This window comes from Glaciihabitans arcticus (assembly GCF_004310685.1).
GTDB lineage: Bacteria > Actinomycetota > Actinomycetes > Actinomycetales > Microbacteriaceae > Conyzicola > Conyzicola arctica.
This window is the reverse complement of the sequence record NZ_SISG01000001.1, coordinates 792991-809527: the sequence shown is the minus strand read 5'-3', so window position 1 is coordinate 809527 and position 16537 is coordinate 792991. Positions and strand designations below refer to the sequence as shown.

At 65.8% G+C, this 16537-nt stretch carries 19 protein-coding genes; 9 read left to right on the top strand and 10 right to left on the bottom strand.

Going from position 1 to position 16537, the window contains the following annotated elements:
• Positions 1-34 precede the first annotated feature (34 nt).
• A complete protein-coding gene (locus tag EYE40_RS03730) occupies positions 35-517 on the top strand; it encodes a glutathione peroxidase (RefSeq protein WP_130980688.1) in 483 nt (160 codons plus the stop codon).
• Positions 514-903 carry a YchJ family protein gene (locus EYE40_RS03725; protein ID WP_193554480.1) on the top strand — a complete coding sequence of 130 codons (390 nt, stop codon included), beginning with the start codon at positions 514-516 and terminating at the stop codon, positions 901-903. The genes EYE40_RS03730 and EYE40_RS03725 overlap by 4 nt, the downstream gene beginning before the upstream one ends.
• On the opposite strand, the gene trpD is transcribed toward EYE40_RS03725, so the two are convergent.
• Positions 900-1970, bottom strand: a complete 1071-nt coding sequence (gene trpD / locus EYE40_RS03720) for an anthranilate phosphoribosyltransferase (protein ID WP_130980686.1) — start codon at positions 1968-1970, stop codon at positions 900-902. The genes EYE40_RS03725 and trpD overlap by 4 nt on opposite strands.
• Positions 1971-2049: 79 nt before the next feature.
• Between trpD and ctaE the strand changes: the two genes are divergently transcribed.
• Genes ctaE through EYE40_RS03695 form a run of 5 tightly spaced genes read left to right on the top strand, consistent with a single transcriptional unit; the run spans position 2050 to position 7094 of the window.
• Positions 2050-2679 (top strand): aa3-type cytochrome oxidase subunit III, encoded by a 630-nt coding sequence (ctaE, locus tag EYE40_RS03715; protein ID WP_130980685.1) that lies wholly within the window; start codon positions 2050-2052, stop codon positions 2677-2679.
• Between the two features lie 21 nt (positions 2680-2700).
• Positions 2701-3510: a cytochrome bc1 complex diheme cytochrome c subunit gene (gene qcrC / locus EYE40_RS03710; protein ID WP_130980684.1), complete on the top strand. Its 810-nt coding sequence runs from the start codon at positions 2701-2703 to the stop codon at positions 3508-3510.
• Between the two features lie 50 nt (positions 3511-3560).
• Entirely contained in the window at positions 3561-4625 is a 1065-nt protein-coding gene (gene qcrA, locus EYE40_RS03705) for a cytochrome bc1 complex Rieske iron-sulfur subunit (RefSeq protein ID WP_130980683.1), read from the top strand.
• Complete coding sequence (gene qcrB / locus EYE40_RS03700; RefSeq protein ID WP_130980682.1) at positions 4622-6262, top strand: cytochrome bc1 complex cytochrome b subunit; 1641 nt, start codon at positions 4622-4624, stop codon at positions 6260-6262. The genes qcrA and qcrB overlap by 4 nt, the downstream gene beginning before the upstream one ends.
• A gap of 22 nt (positions 6263-6284) precedes the next feature.
• Entirely contained in the window at positions 6285-7094 is an 810-nt protein-coding gene (locus EYE40_RS03695; RefSeq protein ID WP_161972343.1) for a methyltransferase domain-containing protein, read from the top strand.
• Here the strand turns inward: EYE40_RS03695 and EYE40_RS03690 are convergent.
• From EYE40_RS03690 to EYE40_RS03665, 6 genes are all read right to left on the bottom strand, one after another.
• Positions 7091-7513: a GNAT family N-acetyltransferase gene (locus EYE40_RS03690; protein ID WP_130980680.1), complete on the bottom strand. Its 423-nt coding sequence runs from the start codon at positions 7511-7513 to the stop codon at positions 7091-7093. The genes EYE40_RS03695 and EYE40_RS03690 overlap by 4 nt on opposite strands.
• 3 nt (positions 7514-7516) lie before the next feature.
• A complete protein-coding gene (locus EYE40_RS03685; protein ID WP_130980679.1) occupies positions 7517-7954 on the bottom strand; it encodes a cytochrome c oxidase subunit 4 in 438 nt (145 codons plus the stop codon).
• Between the two features lie 2 nt (positions 7955-7956).
• A complete protein-coding gene (gene ctaD, locus EYE40_RS03680; RefSeq protein WP_130980678.1) occupies positions 7957-9666 on the bottom strand; it encodes an aa3-type cytochrome oxidase subunit I in 1710 nt (569 codons plus the stop codon).
• 6 nt (positions 9667-9672) lie between these two features.
• The gene (ctaC, locus tag EYE40_RS03675; protein ID WP_130980677.1) at positions 9673-10551 is read right to left on the bottom strand and encodes an aa3-type cytochrome oxidase subunit II; all 879 of its coding nucleotides are present in this window, start codon (positions 10549-10551) and stop codon (positions 9673-9675) included.
• Positions 10552-10677: 126 nt separating this feature from the next.
• Positions 10678-11049, bottom strand: coding sequence for a HesB/IscA family protein (locus EYE40_RS03670; RefSeq protein WP_130980676.1), 372 nt, complete (start codon positions 11047-11049; stop codon positions 10678-10680).
• Positions 11050-11058: 9 nt separating this feature from the next.
• Positions 11059-12471, bottom strand: a complete 1413-nt coding sequence (locus tag EYE40_RS03665; protein WP_130980675.1) for a dipeptidase — start codon at positions 12469-12471, stop codon at positions 11059-11061.
• A gap of 41 nt (positions 12472-12512) precedes the next feature.
• On the opposite strand from EYE40_RS03665, the gene EYE40_RS03660 reads away from it, so the two are divergent.
• A complete protein-coding gene (locus tag EYE40_RS03660) occupies positions 12513-13094 on the top strand; it encodes a DUF3043 domain-containing protein (RefSeq protein ID WP_130980674.1) in 582 nt (193 codons plus the stop codon).
• Here the strand turns inward: EYE40_RS03660 and EYE40_RS03655 are convergent.
• Genes EYE40_RS03655 through hisD form a run of 3 tightly spaced genes read right to left on the bottom strand, consistent with a single transcriptional unit; the run spans position 13091 to position 15932 of the window.
• On the bottom strand, positions 13091-14113 hold the full coding sequence (locus tag EYE40_RS03655; RefSeq protein WP_130980673.1) for a quinone-dependent dihydroorotate dehydrogenase: 1023 nt from the start codon (positions 14111-14113) through the stop codon (positions 13091-13093). The genes EYE40_RS03660 and EYE40_RS03655 overlap by 4 nt on opposite strands.
• Positions 14114-14115: 2 nt before the next feature.
• Complete coding sequence (nrdR, locus tag EYE40_RS03650; RefSeq protein ID WP_130980672.1) at positions 14116-14595, bottom strand: transcriptional regulator NrdR; 480 nt, start codon at positions 14593-14595, stop codon at positions 14116-14118.
• Between the two features lie 26 nt (positions 14596-14621).
• A complete protein-coding gene (gene hisD / locus EYE40_RS03645) occupies positions 14622-15932 on the bottom strand; it encodes a histidinol dehydrogenase (protein ID WP_130980671.1) in 1311 nt (436 codons plus the stop codon).
• A gap of 86 nt (positions 15933-16018) precedes the next feature.
• Between hisD and EYE40_RS03640 the strand changes: the two genes are divergently transcribed.
• The gene (locus EYE40_RS03640) at positions 16019-16525 is read left to right on the top strand and encodes a flavin reductase family protein (RefSeq protein WP_130980670.1); all 507 of its coding nucleotides are present in this window, start codon (positions 16019-16021) and stop codon (positions 16523-16525) included.
• Positions 16526-16537 lie beyond the last annotated feature (12 nt).

Below are 16537 nucleotides of genomic sequence, written 5' to 3'. Positions count from 1 at the left end.
AGCGAGCACGCCGACGCGGGGATAGGCTCGCCTCATGACCCTCTCCGACATCCCGATCTCCACCATCGACGGCGAAACCCAGACCTTCGGCGACTACGCCGACAAGGTGGTGCTTGTGGTCAACGTCGCATCCCGCTGCGGCCTCGCACCCCAGTACGAGAAGCTCGAAGCCATGCAGAAGCAGTACGGCGACCGCGGCTTCACGGTCCTCGGTTTCCCGAGCAACCAGTTCCTGCAGGAGCTCGGCAGCGATGAGGCCATCAAGGAATACTGTTCCACCACCTGGGGCGTCACCTTCCCGATCTTCGAGAAGATCAAGGTGAACGGCAAGAGCGCCCACCCGCTCTACCAGGAGCTCAAGAAGACCGCCGACGAGGCGGGCAAGGCCGGCCGCGTGAGCTGGAACTTCGAGAAGTTCGTGGTGCTGCCCGACGGCAGCGTCAGCCGTTTCCGCCCCACCGTCGAGCCCGACGCTCCGCAGATCGTCGAGCTGATCGAGTCGCACCTACCCCGGTGAGCGAGGTCGCCTCGGCCGATCGGTGCCCGTGTCTCAGCGGAGAGACGTTCGGCGAATGCTGCGAGCCCTTCCACCTGGGTACGCGAGCTGTGCCCACCGCCGAGAGGCTCATGCGGTCGAGGTACTCGGCGTACGCGACGGGCCGGGCGGACTACGTGATCTCGACGTGGCATCCCACGACAGTGCCGAGTGATCTGGTTCTTGATGACGACACCCGCTGGTACCGCCTCGACATCCTCGCGAAGGAGTCGGGCGGCCCCTTCGATACCGAGGGAAGCGTGCTGTTCGAGGCGTTCTGGCGCCGCGGCGACGAGCGCGGCAGCCAGCTCGAGAAGAGCAGGTTCGTGCGCGAGGACGGCCGCTGGCTGTACGTCGACGGACTCTAGGCCGCCGGCACAGGGCGGTTCGTAGCCTCGACCCAGGCATCCAGCTTTGCCGCGGCGGCTCCCGAGTCGACGACGTCGGCGGCCACTACGAGTTGCTCGGCGAGGCGTTCGAGGATCGGGACGCGCAGCTGCTCGGGATTCCGGGCCAGATCGAAGGCCACGAGTCCCGCCGCCGCGTTCAGCAGCACGACGTCGCGCACCGGACCGCGCTCGCCGGCCAGCACCGAACGGATGACGCCCGCGTTGTGAGCGGGGTCCTTGCCGAGCAGCGCCTCGATCGGAGCGCGCGCGATGCCGAGGTCGAGCGGGTCGATGTCGTGCTCGGTCACCGAGCCGCGTGACACCTCCCAGATGTGACTGTGACCGGTCGTGGTGAGCTTGTCGATGCCGTCGTCGCCGCGGTAGACGAGGGCCGTCGCACCGCGGGTCTGGAACACGCCGACCACAAGCGGAACCCGCTCGAGCGACGCCACTCCGACGGCACTCGCCTCGGGCCGGGCCGGGTTGCACAGCGGCCCCAGGATGTTGAACAGAGTCGACACTCCGAGCTCCGAGCGGGTGGGACCCGCGTGACGGAATCCGGGGTGGAACTTCGCGGCAAACGCGAAGGTGATGCCGACCTCGTCGAGCACCTCGGCGACGCGGCGCGGCTCGATGGTGATGTCGAGACCGAGTTGAGTCAGCACATCCGACGCGCCCGAAGAGGATGACGCTCCACGATTACCGTGCTTCACCACGGGAACGCCGCTCGCGGCGGCGATCACCGACGCGACCGAGGAGATGTTGAGCACGGCACCGTAGGGGTCTCCGCCGGTGCCGACGATGTCCAGCACCATGGAATCCACGGCGAGGGGCTGCGCGTTCGCGAGCACCGCATCCCGGAAACCGACGATCTCATCGACCGTCTCGCCCTTGATCCGCAGGGCGACCAGCAGGCCCGCCAGTTGGGCGGAGGTCGCCTCGCCCGCCATCACACCCTGCATCGCCCAGGTGGCGTCGGCGATCGACAGGTCGTCCCCGTCGATGAGGGTTGCGAGCAGGCCGGGCCAGGTCGGGGAGGTAGGCATGGCTCAAATCCTAACGATTGGAGAGCGACTGGCCCCCGGATAGCAAAACGTGTCAGTGGTTATCGGACATAATGGAGAGGTGACTACGACCTCACTCTCTCCCTCGATCGGTGCCCCCGCGGTCAACCGTCCCAACACTGTTGCCGTTGGCACGATTGTCTGGCTCGGGAGCGAGGTTATGTTCTTCGCCGGGCTCTTCGCGATCTACTTCACGCTGCGCTCCACATCCCCCGAGATGTGGGAGTCAGAGACCGCACTGCTGAACGTGCCGTTCTCCGCGACCAACACGATCGTGCTCGTACTCTCATCGTTCACGTGCCAGTTCGGTGTGTTCGCGGCCGAGCGACTGCAGCACCGCCGCAAGAGCTGGAAGATCACCGAATGGGGCATGGTCGAGTGGTTCTTCGTGACCTACGTCATGGGCGCCGTCTTCGTCATCGGCCAGATCTACGAGTACGCGCTGCTCGTGAGCGAGGGTGTTCGCCTCGACTCCAACTCCTATGGCTCCGCCTTCTACATGACGACCGGATTCCACGGACTCCACGTCATCGGCGGTCTCCTCGCCTTCCTGCTTGTGATCGGCCGCGCCTACGCGGTCAACAACTTCGGCCATAAGGAAGCGACGAGCGCAATCGTCGTCTCGTACTACTGGCACTTCGTCGATGTTGTGTGGATCGGCCTCTTCTTCATCATTTACGTCCTCCAGTAAGAATCGGAACCCCCAAGCACCATGGCGAAAAAGTCCCAGACTCAGGCACGCACTGCTCCCAAGGCAGGTCGTCGCCATCCCCTCGCGACAGTTGCTCTGCTGCTGATCGGTCTCATGGGTACCGGCGGCGCATACGCGCTGTTCACGACCACGGCTTCCGCGGAGACGACCGCAGCCGACGAGCAGCTCGTCGAGGAGGGGGCAAAGCTCTTCGCAGCCAACTGCGCCACCTGTCATGGCAAGGCCCTCGAGGGCACGACCGAAGGTCCGACCCTGCTGGGTGTCGGCGAGGCCGCCGTTCACTTCCAGGTCGACACAGGACGCATGCCCCTCGCCGCCAGCGGCCCGCAGGCCGAAGAGAAGCCCGTTCAGTTCACAGACGAGCAGATCAAGGCGCTGTACACCTACGTGGGCTCCAAAGCTCCCGGCCCCGGTATCCCCGAAGAGGAGTACCTGGACGGCGAGGGTGACGCGGCCCTTGGTGCCGAGCTCTTCCGCATCAACTGCGCCATGTGCCACAACGTCGCCGGAGCCGGTGGCGCGCTGACCCAGGGCAAGTTCGCCCCGTCGCTCGCCGGCGTCGAATCGGTGCACGTCTACGAGGCCATGGTCACCGGCCCGCAGAACATGCCCGTCTTCAACGACGCGAACATTTCGCCCGAAGACAAGGCGAACATCATCTCCTACCTGACGTTCCTCAACGAGAACCCGTCTCCCGGCGGATTCGACCTGGGCAACCTCGGTCCGGTCTCAGAAGGCCTCTTCATCTGGATATTCGGTCTTGGCGCCATCGTCGCCATCACCGTCTGGCTCACCGCCAAGTCCAACTAGCTCATGAACGTGACGAATTACCGCGCTTCCGGCGCAGTGAAGGGAAAATAATGGCAGACGACCACGGTGCAGGCACCGCTGTCGAGAAGTCCGTGCCTCGCACCGACTCTTCAGGCACAGCGGTTGTGGTTGCAGAGTCCGACGCGATCCAGAACCCCGGATTCCCGCCCCACCGTCTTCGCGTCACCGACACCGACCCGAAGAAGGAGAAGCTGGCCGAGCGCCGAGTCTCCGGATTCTTCTTCCTGTCGATCATCGGCAGCATCGCTGCCGTCGTCGTTTATATCGTCTTCCCGATCGTCCCGGGCGACCTCGGCTCGATCCGCGTCAACACGCTGAGCCTCGGTGTCGCGATCGCTCTGGGCCTTCTCGGTATCGGAATCGGCGCGGTCCACTGGGCCAAGTCGCTGATGTCTGACGCCGAGATCGTCGAAATGCGCCACGGTACCCGCGGCACCGATGCGACCCGCGCCAAGGCTGTCGAGGTCTTCACTCTCGGCAACAAGGAGTCCGGCTTCGGCCGACGTACGCTCATTCGCAACAGCCTGATCGGCGCGATCGCGCTCACGCCGATCCCCGCCGTTGTACTGTTCCGCGATCTGGCTCCCGCCGAGGACCCGGTGCCGCTGCTCAAGCACACGCTGTGGGAGAAGGGCACACGCCTCACCCGCGATCCCTCCGGCGAGGCCATCAAGGCTTCGGATGTGACCCTCGGCTCGGCGTTCCACGTCATCCCGGAAGGCCTGAACGACGAGCACGACCGCCTCGAGCAGAAGGCGAAGGCCTCCGTGCTGCTCATGCGTCTCGAGCCGCAGGATCTCAACGAACTTCCCGAGCGCAAGACGTGGTCTTATGACGGCATCGTCGCGTACTCCAAGATCTGCACGCACGTCGGCTGCCCCGTCGCGCTGTACGAACAGCAGACGCATAACCTGCTCTGCCCGTGTCACCAGTCGCAGTTCGATGTTGCGAACCACGCCAAGGTGATCTTCGGCCCGGCCAGCCGACCCCTGCCGCAACTACCTATCACGATCGACGAAGAGGGCTACCTGGTCGCCCAGAGCGACTTCCTCGAGCCGGTCGGACCGAGCTTCTGGGAGCGTGAACTCAAGTGAGTACCGCAACTGACACCCCCGCCACATCGACTACACCCGCAGCCGTCGCGCCGTCGCGCGGCTCGCGCTTCACGTCGGCCGCCGCGAACTACATCGACGAGCGCACCAGCATCTCCGGCCTGGTCAAGGAGGTTGGTCGCAAGATCTTCCCCGACCACTGGTCGTTTATGCTCGGCGAGGTCGCGCTGTACAGCTTCGTGGCGATCCTGCTCTCGGGAACATTCCTGACGTTCTTCTTCCACCCCTCCATGGTCGAGGTCGAGTACGAGGGATCGTGGATCCCGCTCAAGGGCATCGAGATGTCCGCGGCGTACGCGTCATCCCTCGATATCAGCTTTGAGGTTCGCGGCGGTCTGCTCATGCGCCAGGTGCACCACTGGGCGGCCCTGCTGTTCGTGGCCTCCATCGGCCTGCACATGCTGCGCATCTTCTTCACGGGTGCCTACCGCAAGCCGCGTGAGCTCAACTGGTTCATCGGTTTTGTGCTCTTCGTGCTCGCGATGGCAGAGGGCTTCACCGGCTACTCGCTCCCCGACGACCTGCTCTCGGGCAACGGCCTCCGCATCATCGACGGCATGGTCAAGGCCATCCCCGTCGCCGGAGTCTGGGTCTCCTACCTGCTGTTCGGTGGTGAGTTCCCGGGTACCGAGATCGTCGGCCGCCTGTACTCGCTGCACATCCTGCTGCTTCCCGCGATCCTGATCGCCCTGCTCGGTGTTCACCTGCTGCTGCTTGTGATCAACAAGCACACGCAATTCGCCGGCCCGGGCAAGACCAACGACAACGTGGTGGGCGTGCCGGTCATGCCGGTGTTCGCCGCCAAGGCCGGTGGATTCTTCTTCATCGTGTTCGGCGTGATCATGCTGATCGCAGCGACGTTCACGATCAACCCGATCTGGAACTACGGACCGTACGACCCCTCCCCCGTCTCCGCTGGTACCCAGCCCGACTGGTACATCGGATTCGCGGACGGTGCCCTGCGCCTGCTTCCGCCGGGACTCGACCTGCACCTCGGCGACTTCACTGTGCCGATGGGCATCCTGATCCCGCTGCTTGTGCTGCCACTGTTCCTCGGCGCCGTCGCGTTCTACCCGTTCATCGAGGCGTGGGTCACGGGCGACAAGCGCGAGCACCACATCCTCGACCGCCCGCGCAACACTCCCGTCCGTACCGCAATCGGTGCAGCCGGTGTCACGTTCTACGCGGTCCTCTGGGCCGCCGCGAGCTCGGACCTCATCGCGACCCACTTCAAGCTGACCATCGAGGGCGTCATCCACGCCCTGCAGGCCCTGGTCTTCATCGGCCCGGTCATCGCCTACTTCGTCACGAAGGCCCTCTGCATCGGCCTGATGAAGAAGGACCGCGAGATCGCGCTGCACGGCTACGAGTCGGGTCGCATTGTGCGCTTGCCCGGTGGCGAGTACATCGAGGTTCACCAGCCGGTCGACGAGTACGAGCGCTGGAGGCTCACCAGCTTCAACGAGTACCAGCCGCTGATGATCCGCCCAAACGCCAATGGACGCATCACCACGAACCAGCGCGTGCGCGCCGTGTTCTCCCGCTGGTTCTTCGAAGACCGCATCGTTCCCGTCACGCAGGCGGAGATCGAGCAGGCACACCACGGCGAAAGCCACTGATAGTTTCACCACCGGCAGCGCAGTGAGCTCCGCGATTCTCGCGGGCTGGCTGCGCTGTCCGCGTTGTGGGCAGGATCTCGAGCAGCACAACAATCTCGACCTGGCCTGCTCCGAGGGGCACCACTACGACGCGAACCGCCGCGGCTACCTCAACACACTCGACGGCTCGCGCGGCATCCACGGCGATACCCGTGGGATCCTGCTGGCTCGGGAGGCCTTTCTCGCACGGGGGCACTATCAGCCGATAGCGGATGCGCTCAGCTCAGCCCTCCCCTCCCGACGCGACCTCCAGATCCTGGACTCAGGCTGCGGCACGGGCTACTACCTGAAACGCGGGCTCGCCGCTCGACCCGGCGCCGAGGGCCTCGCTCTCGACGCCTCTGCGGCCGCCGTGACGATCGCCGTTGCCGCAACGGGCGCGGCTGGACTGGTGGCCGACGTGTGGCGCGAGCTGGGCATCCGGAGCTCGCGTGCCGACGTGGTGCTGTGTGTCTTCGCACCTCGCAACGCCTCCGAGTTCGCTCGTGTGCTGCGTCCGGATGGCTCGCTCATCGTGGTGACACCCCAGCCGGAACACCTGGCAGAACTGCGCGCGGAGGGCCGCCTGCTGGGCATGCAGGACGACAAGCTGGGCCAGCTCGACGCGACCCTCGGGGAATTGTTCGAGCTCGAGAGCCGCGAGTCTCTCGACTACCGGGTGGACCTCTCCCCCGCCGAGGCGGACCTCGTGGCGGCGATGGGGCCGAGCGGGCATCACGAGTTGGCCGAGACTGCGGTCGACCACAGGGACGTCACCGTGGCGGTCGACGTGTCCGTGTTCGTGAAACTCTAGAAAACGCGCTTCAGGAAGTCGGCGGTCGAGAGGTAGCCGAGCCCCTCGTAGAAGCCGGCCCCGCGACGGCTGGCGACGGTCAACTGGCGCACGCCCCGCGAACGGCACTCGTCCTCTGTGGCCGTGACGAGGCTCGCGCCGATGCGCTGGCCGCGAGCCGACTCCTCGACGACGAGTTCCTGCAGCTGCGCGCCGGGTCCGTTGGTGTGCAGAAGGCGCGAGACGGTCGTAAGCGTGTACCCGCGCACCACACCCTCGTCACTCTCCTCCACAAGGATGAAGCCGTTCGAACCCTCCGCTATGAAGCTCGCGAAGGTTTCGTCGAAGGCAGCGCGGTCGGGAAGGTAGCTCTCAGCGAGCTGCTGGAGCAGGGCGAACACGGCATCCGCGTCGCCCGGTCGTGCCGAACGGATAGTCACGGTCTAGTGGGCGTGGTAGCCGCGGTAGAACTCGTACTGCCAGCCGACGAGGCTGACGATGACGACGGCACCGCCGATGAGGCTCACCCAGATGCCCACGGCCATGCCGAGGAACACGAGCGCGGCACTCGCACCGATCATGACCGGCCACCAGCTCCACGGGGCGAAGAAGCCCTGCTCGGCTTCGCCGTCATCGATGTTGGCGTCGAGGCGGTCCTCGGGCAATTCGCCGCCCTGGGCCGCGTGGACGCGCCCCACGTAGAAGGCGATGAATGCGGAGAGGATGGCACTCAGTCCGATCGCGACCGAACCGACCCAGTCGATCGAGCCGTGGTTCGAGGCGAGGAAGCCCTCGTCGAGCAGCGACCAGACGATGTAGGTGATGTCAGCGGCGATGAGGAACGCGGCAAGGATCCAGAAGATATTCGCATTGGCCTTCATGGCTACTTCACCTTCTCATCGGCTTTGTCGTACACGGGAGCGTCGGGGGCATCCTTGGCCGGCCCGATGCCGACGGGGATGCCTGCCTCCGGGTGGTTGAGGTCGAAGGCCGGGGCCTCCGAGCGGATGCGCGGGATCGACGTGAAGTTGTGACGCGGCGGCGGGCACGAGGTCGCCCACTCGAGCGAGCGGGAGAAGCCCCACGGGTCGTTGACGGTGACCTTGGGTGCGGTGCGCGCCGTGATGTACACGTTGAACAGGAAGGGCAGCATGCTCGTCGCGAGGATCATCGCGCCGATAGTGGAGAGCTGGTTCATCCAGGTCAGGTCGTCTTCGGGCAGGTAGGTCGCGTAGCGACGCACACCGCCCTTGACGCCGATCCAGTGCTGCACGAGGAACGTCGTGTGGAAGCCGATGAACAGCAGCCAGAAGTGGATCTTGCCGAGACGCTCGTTGAGCATCTTGCCGGTCCACTTGGGCCACCAGAAATAGAAGCCCGAGAACATGGCGAACACCACGGTTCCGAAGACCACGTAGTGGAAGTGGGCAACGACGAAGTAGGTGTCCGAGACGTGGAAGTCGAGAGGCGGGCTGGCCAGGATCACACCGGTGAGACCACCGAACGTGAACGTGATCAGGAAGCCGATCGCCCAGAGCATGGGTGTCTCGAACGTCACCGAACCGCGCCACATCGTGCCGATCCAGTTGAAGATCTTCACACCCGTGGGCACCGCGATGAGCATCGTCATCAGCGAGAAGAACGGGAGCAGCACCGAGCCGGTCACGTACATGTGGTGAGCCCACACGGTGATCGACAGGGCCGCGATCGCGATCGTCGCGTAGACGAGGGTCTTGTAGCCGAAGATCGGCTTGCGGCTGAACACGGGCAGCACCTCGGAGATGATTCCGAAGAACGGCAGCGCGATGATGTAGACCTCGGGGTGCCCGAAGAACCAGAACAGGTGCTGCCAGAGGATGACGCCACCGTTGGCCGGGTCATAGATATGCGCGTTGAACACGCGGTCGGCGCCGAGTCCGAACAGCGCAGCCGCCAGCACCGGGAAGGCCATCAGCACGAGGATCGAGGTGACGAGCGTGTTCCAGGTGAAGATCGGCATGCGGAACATCGTCATGCCGGGCGCGCGCATCGTGATGATCGTTGTGATGAAGTTGACGGCACCGAGGATTGTTCCGAAACCGCTGAGGGCAAGGCCGAATACCCAGAGATTTCCACCGACACCGGGCGAGAAGGTTGTGCTCGAGAGCGGCGCATACGCGAACCAGCCGAACGATGCAGCACCCTGCGGGGTCAGGAACCCGGCCACGGCGATGAGCGAACCGAACGAGTAGAGCCAGTAGGCGAACGCGTTCAAACGGGGGAACGCGACATCCGGAGCACCGATTTGAAGCGGCATCAAAACGTTGGCGAACCCGGCGAACAGGGGCGTCGCGAACATCAGCAGCATGATCGTGCCGTGCATCGTGAAGAGCTGGTTGTACTGCTCCTTGGTGGCGACGATCTCGAGGCCCGGCGCAAAGAGCTGCGCACGGATCACGAGGGCCATGATGCCGCCGATGCAGAAGTAGATGAACGACGAGATCAGGTACATGTACCCGATGGTCTTGTGGTCCGTTGAGGTGATCCAGTTCACGAGAACGTTGCCCGTGCGGGCGACGCGTGCCGTGCTGTAGCCCGGTGCTGCTGTAGTCATTCGGGCTTACTCCTCGTGTTCGACTTCACGGCCGCCGGTGCCCGGCAGGTTCGTGTTCGTGTTGTAGCTGGCGTCGAGGCGACCGGTCTGGCCGGCATCCTTCAGAGACTCGATGTACTCGTCGTACTCCGCCTGCGAGACGACGCGCACCTGGAAGAGCATGAGCGAGTGGTACTCGCCGCACAGCTCGGCACACTTGCCCTGGTAGACGCCCTCCTTGGTGGGGACGAAGTACCAGTGGTTCGTCTTGCCGGGAACCATGTCCTTCTTGTAGAGGAAGTCGATGATCCAGAACGAGTGCAGCACGTCGCGTGACTCGATGTCGATCTGCACCTTGGCGTTGACCGGGAGAACCAGCTCGGGAAGGGAATCGAGGTCGACGCTGTCACCGTTTGGGCCCTCGTCGAGCTCCTGGGCCTGGATGCCTGCGCTGTAGACGTTCTCGTTGAGATAGTTGAAGTCCCACGCCCAGCGCTTGCCGAAGACCTCGATCTTGACGTCGGGGTTACCCGGGTCCGCCTCGATTGATGCCTGGTCACGCGCGGTGAAGGCGAAGAAGCCCAGCACGAGAATGAGCGGCACGATCGTGTAGAAGATCTCGATCGGCAGGTTGTAGCGCATCTGCACGGGGAAGCCCGTGTGGCCCTTGCGACGTCGGTAGACGACCGCTGCCCAGATGACGAGACCCCACGTGATGAGACCCACGATGAGGAGCACGATCCACGAGGTGACCCAGAGGCCGATGACCTCGGAAGTGTGGTTGGTGACGTCGGGGCCACCGGGCAAAAAGCCTCGCTGCTGTTCGGCTGTACAGCCGGCGAGTATGCCAGAGAGGGAGAGCGCAACCGGAATTGCTACCCATCGTAAACGGCGGTTCGAGCGCACCTGTGACCTCTCGGATGACGCGGACTAAATACCTCGCCAGTCTATAACGACGAAAGAGGCGCCGACCTCCCGGTCGGCGCCTCAGCGATCGTGTCTCCCGCTTTTCCCGGGAGAAAGTGACCTGATCTAGTGGAACGAGTCCCCACATGCGCAGCTGCCCGCGGCGTTCGGGTTGTCGATCGTGAAGCCCTGCTTCTGGATGGTGTCCTCGAAGTCGATCGAGGCACCGTCGAGATACGGCACGCTCATCTTGTCGACGACGACCTCGACACCGTCGGCGAACTCGACGGTGGCGTCACCGTCGAGCATGCGCTCGTCGAAGTAGAGCTGGTAGATGAGACCCGAGCAGCCCCCGGGCTGAACGGCGACGCGCAGGCGGAGGTCGTCGCGACCCTCCTGCACGAGCAGGCTGCGCACCTTGTCGGCTGCCGCATCGCTGAGACCGACGCCGTGGGCGGCAGTGGAGGGCGCGGGGCTGGTGAGTGTCGTGTCGGTCATGGCTTAATCCTACGCGCGGTCGTTGAGCTTTGCCAGCAGCACGGCCTCGGTGAGGATGGCGCGTTGGAAAACGCCCAGGTGCAGCGACTCGTTCGGGCTGTGGGCGCGGGAATCGGGGTCCTCTACACCGGTCACCAAAATCTGCGCGTCCTCGAACAGCTCGACCAGGTCGGCGATGAACGGGATGGACCCGCCCACACCCATTTCGACCGGCTCGACACCCCAGGCCTCATGCATCGCTGCCTTGGCATCGGTGGCGGCCCACCCGGTGGTGTCCACGAGGAAGGGATTGCCGCGGTCGACGTCCGAAATCTCGACGTGTGCGCCGAAGGGGGCGTGCTCCCGCACGTGCTTTTCGAGCGCGACGTAGGCGTCTGCGGCGGTCTGGCCGGGGGCGATGCGCGCGCTGAGCTTCACCGTCACGCTCGGCGTGAGCGTGTTGGAGGCGTTCTGCACGGTCGGTGCATCGATTCCGGTGATGGTGATGGCCGGCTGGGACCAGATGCGGCTGAGGATCGACCCGCGGCCGACGGAGCTCACGCCATCCAGCAGGCCGGCCTCTTCGCGCAACTGCTCTTCGCTGTACGCGGGGGTCTCGCCGTTGTACGAGGTCAGTCCCTCGACAGCGACCGCGCCATCCTCATCATGCAGCGTGGCGAGGAGCTTGATCGTGGCGAGCATCGCGTCGGGCACGGCTCCGCCGAACATGCCGGAGTGCGAGGCATGCGCAAGAGTCGATACCTCGAGCTTGAAGGTGACGTTGCCGCGCAGCCCCACGGTGAGGGCGGGGGTCTCGGTGTTCCAGTTGTCCGAGTCGGCGACGACGATCACGTTGGCCCGCAACTGGTCCTGGTGCTGCACGAGGAAGTTCTTGAACGAGCGGGAGCCGAACTCCTCCTCGCCCTCGATGAAGACGGCGAGCCCGAGGTCGAAGTCACTTCCCGCAACCTCGACGAGGGCGCGGATCGACGCGATGTGCGCCATCACTCCAGCCTTGTCGTCGGCGGCGCCACGGCCGTACAGGCGGTCGCCGCGCACGGTCGGCTCGAACGGCAGCGAGTCCCACTGCTCGTCCTTTCCGGGGGGCTGCACGTCGTGGTGCGCGTAGAGCAGGATCGTCGGTCGACCGTTGCGGGCCGCGCGGGTCGCGAGCACAGCCGGCTGGCCGAGGGTGCCGGTGTCGCCGATCTCGGCGCGCGAGACCTCGACGGAGTCGAAGACGCCGAGACCCTCGACGAGAGCCTTGACCGCGTCGGCGCTGGCTGCGACGTGGGCGGGGTCGAAGCCGTCCCACGAGACGGAGGGGATGCGCACGAGGTTGGAGAGGTCGGCGATCGCCGACGGCAGGCCCAACTGCACCGCCTCCTTGAGGTTCTCGAGGGCGGGATGCGCGGACGCGGGTGTCTGGTCGGAAACTGTCATGGAGGTAATCTTAAGTCGACCCCGATCGCAAGGACTTCACCGTGGCAAAGAACACGCAGGGCACGTCGAACGACGAGCCCTCCCCCGACCTCACCCCCGACACCCTCGCCGGCAAGGGTCGGCCCACGCCGACGCGCAAGGAGGTCGAGGCCGCGCGCAAGCGTCCGCTCGTCACCAACGACCGCGCCGAGGGCCGCAAGGTCGCCAAGGCGGCCATGCAGATTGAGCGTGAGAAGCAGCGCATCGGGTACTCGAACGGCGTCGAGAAGTACATGCCGCTGCGTGACCGCGGCGCCCAGAAGCGCTTCATTCGGGATTACGTCGATGCACGCACGAGCGTCGGCGAGTTTATGTTGCCCATCCTCGTGGTCATCATCATCCTCTCGGTCTTCCCGCAGCCCGAGATCGCCCTCATCACCATCGTGCTGCTCTGGCTGTTCCTGCTCGTCGCCGCGGTCGACATCTTCTTCCTGGGCCGCTCGATCCGCAAGCGCCTCGGCGAGAAGTTCGGTGTCTCCAAGGTCGAGTCGGGTGTTCGCTGGTACGCGGGCGTGCGCGCCATGCAGCTGCGCCAGATGCGCCTGCCGAAGCCGCAGCAGAAGCGCGGCGACTGGCCCTCTTAGGACTTCAGTTTCGCGAGTCCCCGGTTGATCTGCCGTGCCCAGAGCGGGCCGCGGTAGAGGAAACCGGTGTAGCCCTGAACGAGCGTTGCTCCCGCTTCGAGGCGAGTCGCGACATCCGCCGCCGTCTCGATGCCTCCTGCGGAGATGACACAGAAGTCCGTGGGAACAAGCGACCGCACGAGGCGCAGCACCTCGAGCGAGCGAGCGGCGAGAGGTGCGCCGGAGAGGCCGCCGGCGCCGGCCGCTTCGACGACACCCGCGTCGGTGAGCAGGTTCGCGCGGGAGAGCGTCGTGTTCGTGGCGATGATTCCCGAGAGTCCGGTGTCGATCGCGAGCTGGGCGATGCGTTCGACCTCGGCGTCAGCGAGATCCGGTGCGATCTTGACGAGTACGGGAACCGCGCCCGCCTCGGCCTGCACGGCCTTCAGCAGTGGTGCGAGCTTGTCGAGTTCCTGGAGGCCGCGAAGCCCCGGGGTGTTCGGCGAGCTCACATTCACGACGAGGTAGTCGGCATGCGGGGCGAGCTCGCGTGTGCTCTCGAGATAGTCGTCGATCGCGTCGTCCACCTCGACGACACGCGACTTGCCGATGTTGATTCCGATGATAGGGCGGATGTGCCGTGCCGCCTCGACGGCGATGCGCGGAGCCGCCGCGGACGCGCCCTCGTTGTTGAAGCCCATGCGGTTGATGACGGCGCGGTCGGCGATCAGCCGGAACAGGCGCGGCGAGGGGTTGCCCTGCTGGGCGACGGCGGTGAGCGTGCCGACCTCGACGTGTCCGAAGCCGAGCTGGCCGAGGCCGCGAATACCCTTGCCGTCCTTGTCGAAGCCCGCCGCGAGGCCGAACGGCGACGGGAAGTCGAGACCGAGGGTGTGCACCGCGAGGGACGGCGCTGGACGCGTGAAGGCGCGCACCGCGGCACCGACCACGGGAACCGCGCGAATCACCACAAAGGCGAGGTGGTGGGCTCGCTCCGCGTCGAGGCGCGCGAGAAAGTGCGTGAAGAGGAACGGGTACACGGTTACAGGTCTTGTGTCGGCGCGTCGACACGGGTGTCGTGGTCCGTGCGCAGCAGCGTGATGGCCGACTCGAAGTCCTCGAGGGAGTCGAAGGCCTGGTAGACGCTCGCGAAGCGCAGGTAGGCGACTTCGTCGAGTTCCTTGAGCGGCGGGAGGATCGACAGGCCGATGTCGTTCGCCTCGATCTGGGCGGCACCTGTTGCGCGGATCGCCTCCTCGACCTTTTGGGCGAGCACGGCGAGGTCGGTGTCGGTGACCGGGCGGCCCTGGCACGCCTTGCGTACTCCGCTCACGATCTTCTCGCGGCTGAACGGCTCGACGACGCCGTTGCGTTTGATGACGCTGAGGCTCGCGGTCTCATTCGTGCTGAACCGCCTGCCGCAGTCGGGGCACTGGCGGCGGCGGCGGATCGACAGGCCGTCATCGCTCGTCCTCGAGTCGATGACGCGGCTATCGGGATAACGGCAGAAGGGGCAGAACATGGTGGGTCAAGCGTAGCGCTGTGACCCTATCGCTGCTCGAACCGCGCCGTGACGGCCGCGCCGTGAGCCGGAAGGTCCTCCGCGCCGCTCAGCGCCACGATGCGGGCTTCGACCTCGGCGAGGGCTGCCCTGTCGTAGTTGATGACCTGCTGTGGGCGCAGGAACGTGTACGCGCCGAGCCCGGAGGAGAAGCGCGACTGCCCACCGGTCGGCAGAACGTGGTTGGATCCTGCGAGGTAGTCGCCGAGGCTCACCGGCGAGAACTCGCCGAGGAATATCGCCCCCGCGTTGTCGATCAGGTCGAGCACCGAGCCCGGCTGTTCGGTCTGGATCTCGAGGTGCTCGGGCCCGTAGGCGTTGCTGAACGCCGCCGCGTCGCCGAGGGAGTCGACGAGCACGATCGCTGACTGCACGCCGTCGAGGGCCTCGCGCACGCGCACCGCGTGGTGGGTGGCGATCGCGAGCGTCTCGAGCTCCGCGCGCACGGACTCCGCCAGCTGCTCCGAGTCGGTCACGAGAACCGCGGCCGCGAGCTCGTCGTGTTCGGCCTGGCTGATGAGGTCGGCGGCGACGAGGTAGGGGTTCGCCGTGGCATCCGCAATGATCAGAATCTCGGTCGGGCCGGCCTCGGAGTCGATGCCCGCGACCCCGCGCACAAGACGCTTGGCCGCCGCGACGTAGACGTTCCCGGGACCGGTGATGACCTGCACGGGGTCGAGGCCCAGGTCGGGCACACCCCAGGCGAGGGCGCCGATCGCGCCGGCGCCGCCCATGGCGTAGACCTCGTCCACGCCGAGCAGGCCGGCGGCGGCGAGGATGGTGGGGTGCACGGACCCCTCGAAGGCACGCTGCGGCGGAGAGGCCAGGGCGATCGATGCGACACCGGCGACCTGCGCGGGAACCACGTTCATCACCACGCTCGACGGGTAGACGGCCTTGCCGCCCGGCACGTAAAGTCCCACGCGGGACACCGGCTGCCAGCGCTGCACAACCTGCGCACCGTCGCCGAGCATCGTCACGGTGGCCTGGGGCAGCTGCGCCTTCGATGCAGCGGTCACCCGTTCGATCGCGCCCTCGAGGGCGTCGCGCACGGCCGGGTCGAGGGCCGCAACGGCCTTCGTAATCTGTTCGGCGTGGATGCGCACCTGGAGGGGCCGCACACCGTCGAGGCGCTCCGCCTGTTCGAGCAGGGCCAGGCTCCCCCGCTCGCGAACGTCGGAGATGAGCACCTCGGCGACCGCGGTGGCCGCGGCGACGTCGAGCTGGGCGCGCGGCACAACGGAGGCAAGGTTGGTGTGGACCGGGTTCGTTCCCCGGAGATCGATTGTCTGGATCATCGCCTGACCATGTTAGTTTGTGCGCCGCGGACACAATCGCTCCCTCCCGGGAATACCGCGTAACCCCAGCAGATTGATACCCGAGTATGAACGATCCACTGTTCGCGGACAACGACGCAGCCACCGATGCGTTCAAGCAGGCCTTCCGACGGCACGCGGCCGGCGTCGCCGCGGTGACGTCGCTCGCGCCTGACGGTCGTCCGGTCGGATTCACCGCGACCTCCGTCGCCTCCCTCGCGGCCGCTCCCCCGCTCGTCACCTTCAACATGGCCCGCGTCTCGAGCGCCTGGCCCGCCATGACTGTGGGCAACCGGGTCGCGATCCACACGCTCGGCCCGCGCTCGCGGCACCTCGCCGTGAAGCTCGCCGCCGACAACTCCGTGCGCTTCGAAGGCGACCACTGGAAGCCCGGTCCGCACGGGGTGCCGATACTCGAGGGCGTGACGTCGTGGATGCTCGGGAGCATCGTCGAGGTGCATCCTGTTGCAAGCAACGCCGTGATCGTGGTCCAGATCGAGGTCGGCGAACTCGGTGATGAGGATGACGCGCTCCTGTACCACGAGCGCGAGTATCACCGACCGCTCAAGCTCTAGGGCTCGCCGACT

Coding starts and splice junctions, on each gene's coding strand:
- EYE40_RS03730 (WP_130980688.1), top strand. CDS start 35: ATGACCCTCTCCGACATCCCGATCTCCACCATCGACGGCGAAACCCAG.
- hisD (WP_130980671.1), bottom strand. CDS start 15,932: ATGATCCAGACAATCGATCTCCGGGGAACGAACCCGGTCCACACCAAC.
- EYE40_RS03640 (WP_130980670.1), top strand. CDS start 16,019: ATGAACGATCCACTGTTCGCGGACAACGACGCAGCCACCGATGCGTTC.
- EYE40_RS03670 (WP_130980676.1), bottom strand. CDS start 11,049: ATGACCGACACGACACTCACCAGCCCCGCGCCCTCCACTGCCGCCCAC.
- EYE40_RS03685 (WP_130980679.1), bottom strand. CDS start 7,954: ATGAAGGCCAATGCGAATATCTTCTGGATCCTTGCCGCGTTCCTCATC.
- ctaD (WP_130980678.1), bottom strand. CDS start 9,666: ATGACTACAGCAGCACCGGGCTACAGCACGGCACGCGTCGCCCGCACG.
- qcrA (WP_130980683.1), top strand. CDS start 3,561: ATGGCAGACGACCACGGTGCAGGCACCGCTGTCGAGAAGTCCGTGCCT.
- trpD (WP_130980686.1), bottom strand. CDS start 1,970: ATGCCTACCTCCCCGACCTGGCCCGGCCTGCTCGCAACCCTCATCGAC.
- qcrC (WP_130980684.1), top strand. CDS start 2,701: ATGGCGAAAAAGTCCCAGACTCAGGCACGCACTGCTCCCAAGGCAGGT.
- nrdR (WP_130980672.1), bottom strand. CDS start 14,595: ATGTTCTGCCCCTTCTGCCGTTATCCCGATAGCCGCGTCATCGACTCG.
- EYE40_RS03665 (WP_130980675.1), bottom strand. CDS start 12,471: ATGACAGTTTCCGACCAGACACCCGCGTCCGCGCATCCCGCCCTCGAG.